The 6,710-nt window shown below is 65.7% G+C and carries 12 protein-coding genes; 6 read left to right on the top strand and 6 right to left on the bottom strand.

Annotated features, from left to right (window positions below; translation table 11 throughout):
- Positions 1-271: zinc ribbon domain-containing protein (locus F604_RS12445; RefSeq protein WP_026328991.1), on the top strand; the 271-nt coding region annotated here is incomplete at its 5' end.
- 12 nt (positions 272-283) lie between these two features.
- Here F604_RS12445 and F604_RS0110995 read toward each other — a convergent pair.
- The 4 genes from F604_RS0110995 to lysJ are packed head-to-tail and all read right to left on the bottom strand — an operon-like array spanning position 284 to position 2,984.
- Positions 284-1,372, bottom strand: coding sequence for a [LysW]-lysine hydrolase (locus F604_RS0110995; protein ID WP_019551691.1), 1,089 nt, complete (start codon positions 1,370-1,372; stop codon positions 284-286).
- Positions 1,344-1,583, bottom strand: coding sequence for a type II toxin-antitoxin system HicA family toxin (locus tag F604_RS0111000; RefSeq protein WP_019551692.1), 240 nt, complete (start codon positions 1,581-1,583; stop codon positions 1,344-1,346). Before F604_RS0111000 ends, F604_RS0110995 begins: the two co-directional genes overlap by 29 nt.
- A complete protein-coding gene (locus tag F604_RS0111005) occupies positions 1,580-1,786 on the bottom strand; it encodes a type II toxin-antitoxin system HicB family antitoxin (RefSeq protein ID WP_019551693.1) in 207 nt (68 codons plus the stop codon). Before F604_RS0111005 ends, F604_RS0111000 begins: the two co-directional genes overlap by 4 nt.
- 4 nt (positions 1,787-1,790) lie before the next feature.
- A complete protein-coding gene (lysJ, locus tag F604_RS0111010; protein WP_019551694.1) occupies positions 1,791-2,984 on the bottom strand; it encodes a [LysW]-aminoadipate semialdehyde transaminase LysJ in 1,194 nt (397 codons plus the stop codon).
- 138 nt (positions 2,985-3,122) lie between these two features.
- Here lysJ and folK point away from each other — a divergent pair, with 138 nt between their 5' ends.
- From folK to plsX, 4 genes are read left to right on the top strand one after another with little or no spacing between them, the layout of a single operon-like run.
- Entirely contained in the window at positions 3,123-3,602 is a 480-nt protein-coding gene (folK, locus tag F604_RS0111015) for a 2-amino-4-hydroxy-6-hydroxymethyldihydropteridine diphosphokinase (protein ID WP_019551695.1), read from the top strand.
- A 42-nt stretch (positions 3,603-3,644) separates the two neighbouring features.
- Positions 3,645-4,022, top strand: a complete 378-nt coding sequence (locus tag F604_RS0111020) for an RNA-binding protein S1 (protein ID WP_015716279.1) — start codon at positions 3,645-3,647, stop codon at positions 4,020-4,022.
- Between the two features lie 60 nt (positions 4,023-4,082).
- The gene (gene trxA, locus F604_RS0111025) at positions 4,083-4,415 is read left to right on the top strand and encodes a thioredoxin (protein WP_019551696.1); all 333 of its coding nucleotides are present in this window, start codon (positions 4,083-4,085) and stop codon (positions 4,413-4,415) included.
- A 2-nt stretch (positions 4,416-4,417) separates the two neighbouring features.
- Entirely contained in the window at positions 4,418-5,398 is a 981-nt protein-coding gene (gene plsX / locus F604_RS0111030; protein WP_026329141.1) for a phosphate acyltransferase PlsX, read from the top strand.
- On the opposite strand, the gene F604_RS0111035 is transcribed toward plsX, so the two are convergent.
- Together F604_RS0111035 and F604_RS0111040 are read right to left on the bottom strand one after the other, a co-directional pair.
- Complete coding sequence (locus F604_RS0111035; RefSeq protein WP_019551698.1) at positions 5,387-5,806, bottom strand: archease; 420 nt, start codon at positions 5,804-5,806, stop codon at positions 5,387-5,389. The genes plsX and F604_RS0111035 overlap by 12 nt on opposite strands.
- Positions 5,797-6,498: a PIG-L deacetylase family protein gene (locus tag F604_RS0111040; RefSeq protein WP_019551699.1), complete on the bottom strand. Its 702-nt coding sequence runs from the start codon at positions 6,496-6,498 to the stop codon at positions 5,797-5,799. The genes F604_RS0111035 and F604_RS0111040 overlap by 10 nt, the downstream gene beginning before the upstream one ends.
- A 42-nt stretch (positions 6,499-6,540) precedes the next feature.
- Between F604_RS0111040 and F604_RS12720 the strand changes: the two genes are divergently transcribed.
- On the top strand, positions 6,541-6,710 hold a 170-nt coding region (locus F604_RS12720; protein ID WP_169336163.1), incomplete at its 3' end, for a transposase family protein.

Below are 6,710 nucleotides of genomic sequence, written 5' to 3' on the forward strand. Positions count from 1 at the left end.
TCTCGCAATCCTCGCCTACAAAGCGGAAGAAGCTGGTAGGCGAGTCATCAAGGTAGACCCCAAGTACACCAGCCAGGACTGCCCGGTGTGCGGCCATAGGGAGAAGAAGCCTCTCTGGGTGCGGGCGTACACCTGTCCCCAGTGTGGGGCGCTTCTCCACCGGGACGTGGCCGCAGCCCAAAACATCCTGGCTAGGGCCTGGACGGGGCCTTCGGGGGAGACCCCGCGTGCTTTCCCGCAGGGAAACACCCCGAGAAGCCCCGGACTTTAGTCCGGGGAGTCGTCACCCCAAGGCTGGCTCCGGTGGGTGCGCTTTGGCCAGGGCCTCGAGGGCTTCCCTAAGCGCCTCTATCCCTTTCAGGAACTCTTCCACCTCTATGTGCTCGTGAGGGGTGTGGTCCAGGGTGGAATCCCCGGGGCCGTAGGCCACCATGGGCACCTTCCAGTGGGGGGCCAGGACGTTCATGTCGCTGGTCCCGGTCTTCAGCTTGAAGACGGGTTTTCCCCCAGCCTTGCGGATTCCTTGCCTGAGGGCCCGGGTGAGGGGGGTGTCCTTGGGACCCAGGTAGGGTACTTCCCGGCCGAAGAACTCCAGCTCTATGGTCGGGGGAGCGTAGGCGGTGAGGTGGTGGATGGCCTCCTCCGGGGGGAGTCTCGGGGGAAGGCGCAGGTCAAAGAACATCTCCGCCACCTGCTTGAGCTCTGCAGGCTGGATGCGGAAATCCCTTAGGGTGTACTGCACCTGGTCAAAGGCCTTTTGCCCCACGTTCATGGCCTCCGCCCAGGCCTTGATGGCCACGAAGTAGCTGATGAGCTCCTCGGCGGCGTTGGGCTCGTGGTGGGCAGAGTGGAAGTTGTCCTTTTCCCGCCTGGCCTTCACCAGAAGCCTTCCCTTGTACCCCAGGGTGATGCCCTCCCAGCCCGAGGGCTCCCCGATGATGACGTAGTGGGGCTTGAGCCTTGGGGCCACGAAGCGGGCTCCCTTGGAACTGGGGGCCTCCTCCTCCGTGGCCCCCACCAGGTGAACGGTAAGGTGTTTCCTTGCTTCCTCGGAAAGCCCGGCGGCGGCGAAGATCATGGTCACGAAGGGGCCCTTGGCGTCCACCGCTCCCCGGCCGAAGAGCTTGTTGCCCTCCAGGCGTACCGGCACCACTCCGGGCACGGTGTCGATGTGCCCCAGGAGGACCACCTGGATGGGGCCATGGCCCACCTGGCCCCGGGCGTTGTCCGCCTCGTCCACGAAGGCCTTGAGGCCCAGCTTTTCCATTCCCTCCGCCAGGTACTCCGCCACCAGGCGCTCCTGCCCTGAAGGGGAGGGGATCTCCAGGGCCCCTTTGAGGAACTCAACGGGGTCCAAGGCGCTTGTGCTCATACTCCTCCTTGCTCCATCCCACGTCCCGGAGGATCCCTAGAAGCGTTCCCGGGTGAAGGAGTTCTCCTGCGTGTACCGGCACCGTGGTGGCTCGGCCGTCTGGGTATTTAAGGCGCACGTGGCTTCCCCGTACGCGCACCACCTGGAAGCCTTCTTCCTGTAGGAGGCGGACCAGCTCCTTCCCGGCGATGGGGGTTAGGCGGGGGCTCACGCGGCTTCGATCTCCAAATCCCCGGAAAATCCCCGCACGACGACTTCTTCCTCCGTGTCCAAGGATACGGCTATGGCTTCCTGGAGGCGTTCTAACAGCTCGGCGAAACTCTTGGCCTGGGTGTGGGCTCTAAGTTCCGGGACATGGGCCACCAGGTAGCCTTCCTCGTCCCGTTCCACTTCCACGTGGAAGCGCTGCCTCATCCCGTTAGCTTAGCACAGCCCGCACCGCCTCCACCACCCGCTCCAGATCCGCCTTTTCGATGACCAAAGGGGGAAGGAAGCGGATCACCGTGGGGCCGGCTTGTAAGGTCAGCACCCGGTGCTCCTTTTCCAGGCGCTCGATGTAGGGGGCAGCCTTTTCCTTGAGCTCGAGGCCCACCATGAGCCCAAGCCCCCGCACCTCGCGGATCTTGGGGGAGGGGATCTCCCTCAGCTTTTCCATGAACCAGGGCCCGAGTTCGGCGGCCCTCTCCCATAGCCGGGTGCGCTCCAGATAGCGCAGGGCGGCTACCCCGGCGGCCATGGCCAGGGGATTCCCCCCGAAGGTGGTGCCGTGGCCCCCCTTGGGCATGCTTTTCGCCACCTCCTCCCGCATCACCGCTACCCCGATGGGTACCCCGCCCCCAAGGGCCTTGGCCAGGGTGAGGATGTCGGGTACCACCCCATAGTGCTCAAAGGCGAAGCGCCTTCCCGTGCGCCCCATGCCGGTCTGGATCTCGTCCAGGATGAGGAGGGCCCCCTTTTCCCGGGTCACCTCCCGGGCGGCCTCCAGGAACTCCCGGGTGGCCGGGCGCACTCCCCCCTCCCCTTGCACGGGCTCGAGGATCACCGCCGCGGTCTCCTCGTCCACCGCCTTCCTCAGGGCCTCCACATCGTTAAAGGGGATGAACTCCACGGGGCCCAAGAGGGGCATGAAGGGTTCCCGGTACTTGGGCTCCCAGGTGACGGAAAGGCTTCCCAGGGTGCGCCCGGAGAAGCCCCGCATGGCGGCCACCAGCTTCCGCTTCTTGGTGTGGGCCCAGGCGAACTTGATGGCGGCCTCGTTGGCCTCGGTGCCGGAGTTGGTGGGGAAGACCCGGTTGAGCTCGGGGGGAAGGAGGCTTACCAGGGTGCGGTAGAACTCCCCCCGCATGGGGGTGGGCAGGGTCTGGGGCATGGAGAGGAGGGTTTCCGCCTGCTTCTTGATGGCCTCCACCACCTCGGGGTTGGCATGGCCCAGGTTGGCTACCCCGTAGCCCCCCACGCAGTCGATGTACTCGTGGCCCTCGGCATCCCAGACCCGGGCTCCCTGCCCCCGTACCAAAAGGAGGTCGTGCTTGGTGTAGACGCCAGTATCCAGGCTCTTCTCCGCTTCCAGAAGGGTCCGCCATTCCACATTTACCCCGTTTACCCCAACCATCCTCACCTCCAAAAGAAAAGCCCCCGGGCGGGCCCGGGAAGCCAGGCTTCCCAGGCCCCATCAGGTTTTGCCCCGGGCGGCCATCTCCCCTTCAGGGTAGGGGGGCGGGACCACCTTGTCAACGGATAGACTGGGGAGGTGCTGGCCTATGTGGGCTTGGGTTCCAACCTGGGGGACCGGGCGGGCTACCTTTTGCAGGCCCTTTCCCTCCTTTCCCGGCTTCCTGAAACCCGGTTTTTGCGCCTTTCCCCCGTGTACGAAACCGAGCCCGTGGGCCCACCCCAGCCCCCCTACCTGAACCTGGTGGCGGAGGTGGACACGGGGCTTTCCCCACGGGCTTTCCTGGAGGGCCTCCTGGGGATAGAGCAAAGCCTTGGGCGGGAGCGGAAGGAGCGCTGGGGGCCGAGGACCATTGATCTGGACCTTCTCCTCTACGGGGACCTGGTCCTGAGGGAGGTGGGCCTCGAGGTGCCCCATCCCAGGCTCCACCAGCGGGCCTTCGTCCTGGTGCCCCTGGCCGACCTCGTCCCGGAGGGGCGCCACCCGGTGCTCGGGCGCACCTTTGCCGAACTCCTCGCCCCCCTGGACCGAAAGGGGGTGCGGCCCTTTGTGCTATAGTGGGGGCATCGCGGATCCTAGCCGCGCAAAGGGAGAAGGAAAGTGGAGCTAGAAGCTGGAAGCGTTGTAGAGGGCCGCGTGGTGCGGGTTACGGATTTTGGCGCCTTTGTGGAGCTCCCCGGGGGCGAGCAGGGCCTGGTGCACATCTCCCAGATCGCCCACGAGTTCGTGAGGAACGTGCGGGACTTCCTCAACGAGGGGGACATCGTCCAGGTGATGGTGAAGGGCCGGGACGCCAAGGGGCGTCTGGACCTTTCCATCAAGGACCTCACCCCCGCCCCGGAAGGGGCTCCGCCCCCCAGGCCCAGGCGCCTGCCCAAGCAGTCCCCCGAGTTTGAGAACAAGCTCAAAAGCTTCCTCCGGGGCACCGGGGGCTTTGGCGGCAAGGGGGGCAAGAAGGGCGGCAAGAAAAAGCGTTAACCCCAAAGGGTTCCCCCCGGGGGTGTATGCCCCCGGGGTTTTGCTTTAAAGTGATGGGGTATGGTGAAGCCCATAGAGGTTACCGACGCCAACTTTGACCAGACCTTAGGCGGACACCCCCTGGTCCTGGTGGACTTCTGGGCGGAGTGGTGCGCTCCCTGCCGCATGATCGCTCCCATCCTGGAGGAGCTGGCCAGGGAGTACGAGGGGAAGCTCTTGGTGGCCAAGCTGGACGTGGACGAGAACCCCAAGACGGCCATGCGCTTTAGGGTCATGAGCATCCCCACGGTGATCCTCTTCAAAAACGGCCAGCCGGTGGAGGTCCTGGTGGGGGCCCAGCCCAAGCGCAACTTTGAGGCCAAAATCCAGAAGCACCTCCCTGCCAGCGCGTGAGCATTAGGATCGCCCTGGACGCCATGGGGGGGGACCGGGCCCCCGGGGTTACGGTCCAGGGAGCCTTCCTGGCCGCCAAGGAAGGGGTGGAGGTCCTTTTGGTGGGGGAGGAGGCCCGCCTGCGGGCCGAGCTTGCCCGCCTGGGGACTTCCTTGCCCATCCACCATGCTCCAGACTGGATTCCCATGGAGGAGCATGCCACCGAGGTGAGGAAGCGCCGGGAAAGCTCCATCATGGTGGCCATGGACCTTCTAAAGCGGGGCGAGGTCCAGGCGGTGGTGTCCATGGGCCACACCGGGGCCACCATGGCCGCAGCCCTCTTCACCCTGGGGCGGGTCAAGGGGGTGGAAAGGCCTGCCCTCTTGGTGGAGTTCCCCAGCCAAAGGGGACGCACCTTCCTCCTGGACGGGGGAGCCAACGCCGACTGCCGCCCCTCCTTTCTCGTTCAGTTTGCCGCCATGGGCCTGGCCTACGCCGAGGCCAGCGGCCTTAAGGACCCCAAGGTGGGCCTTCTTTCCATCGGCGAGGAGGAGGGGAAGGGCAACGCCCTGGTGCTGGAAACCTACCCCCTCCTGAAGGATGCCCTGGGAGAGCGGTTTTTCGGCAACGTGGAGGGGCGGGATGTCTTCTTGGGCACCGCGGAGGTGGTGGTCACCGATGGCTTCACCGGGAATGTGGTGCTGAAGCTTTCGGAAGGGGAGGCCAAGGTGCTTTTGGGCTGGGTCAAGGAAGCCCTTACCGGAAGCCCCTTGGCCCGGCTGGGGGCTCTTTTGGCCCGGGGGGCTTTGCGGAAGGTGAAGGAGAAGGTGGATCCTTCCCAGTATGGGGCCATGCCCCTTTTGGGGGTGGAGGGAGCGGTCTTCATCGGCCATGGCTCCGCCGATGCCCTGGCGGTGAAAAACGCCCTTCTTCGGGCCAGGAGCCTGGTGGCGGCAGGGCTTTTGGACCGGGTGCGGGCGGGTCTTTCCGCCCTACACGTCTAGGATCACCTGGGCTTTCCATGCCCCATTTTCCCGGCTCACCTGCAGGCCGTGGAAGGTGGCGCTTTTCACTTCTCCCTGGAAGCCAAAGCTCTCCTGGAAGGGCTCACCCCAGAGGGTGGCGGTGAGGCGGTAGCCCCCGGCTTCCTTGTTTACCTGTACCCGGGCCCTTCCGGGCACGAAGCCCTTGGTCTGGATCAGGTAGATGAGCTCGTTGAGGAAACGGACCAGGAGGGTTTCCAGGTCCTCCGCCTCCAGGGAAAGGCGCCTGCGCCGGCTTCCCCCTTCTGGGGGAAAGAGGAACATCACCTGGAGAAGCCCTTTAAGGGCGGCCTCAAAGAGGCCCTCGAGGCTTTCCGCCTCCAGGAGGAACCCCACGTCGGCGGTGTGGTCCAGGGGCTTCACCACCATGGCCCCTCCTGGGTGCCCTCCGTTCCGGGGAGGTGGAAGGTTTCCGTCCAGAGCCTTTCCGGATACCTTTCCATGAAATCCAGCAGGGACAGGGCCTGGGTCCGGTGCTGGGCCAGGGCCTTGAGCTTCCGGGCCAGGGCCCATTCGGGTAGGTGTAGGCGGTGGGTGACGGGCCAGGGGCCTTCGGGCCGCACGAAGTACACCACCCGGGCCAGGCCCTCCGCCGCCCTGGTGGCGTAGCGGCTTGTGGCCACGTGGTCGGGGTGGCCGTTGATGCCGTCTGGGGGAAAGGTGAGGACATAGCGGGGCCCTTGGGCAAGAAGCCTTTCCTGGATGGCTGCTTCCGCCTCGGGGTGGTGGAGGAGGCCTTTTCCCGAGGCCAGGCCGCGGGGGCCCTCCGCCGCCTCTTTGGGGCCCCTGGACTCCAGGTGAACCGCCTGGGGTAGGGCGTTGGGGAAGGAAAGGACCTCGAGGAAGTCCACCTCCAGGATCTCCGCTGCCCGCTCAAGCTCTTGGGTCCGCACCCTGGGCAGTTCCTCAGGGGGGCAAAGCCCCAGGGTTCTCCCCGCCTCCCCTCGGGTGAGGGTGAGGATGCCCGTCCTGAGCCCGGCCCTTTTGGCGAGGAGGAGCGCCCCACCGGCACCAAAGCTTTCGTCGTCGGGATGGGGGACCACCACCAAGAGGTCCAGCATGCAGACTTGACCTATATGCGGCTCCTGGAGTAAAGAGGGGGCATGACCCTGCGCGAAGCCCTGTCCCAGATCCCCGACCCCCGGGCCCGCAACCGGCAGTACCCCCTTTGGGGCCTCCTGGCCCTCATCCTGGTGGCTTTTCTTTCCCGCGTGGACTCCCTGAGGGGCGTGGAACGCTTCGCCCGCGCCAACCCCCACCTCTTGCCCCACCT

It is taken from the genome of Thermus scotoductus DSM 8553 (assembly GCF_000381045.1).
In the GTDB taxonomy this organism is placed as follows: domain Bacteria; phylum Deinococcota; class Deinococci; order Deinococcales; family Thermaceae; genus Thermus; species Thermus scotoductus.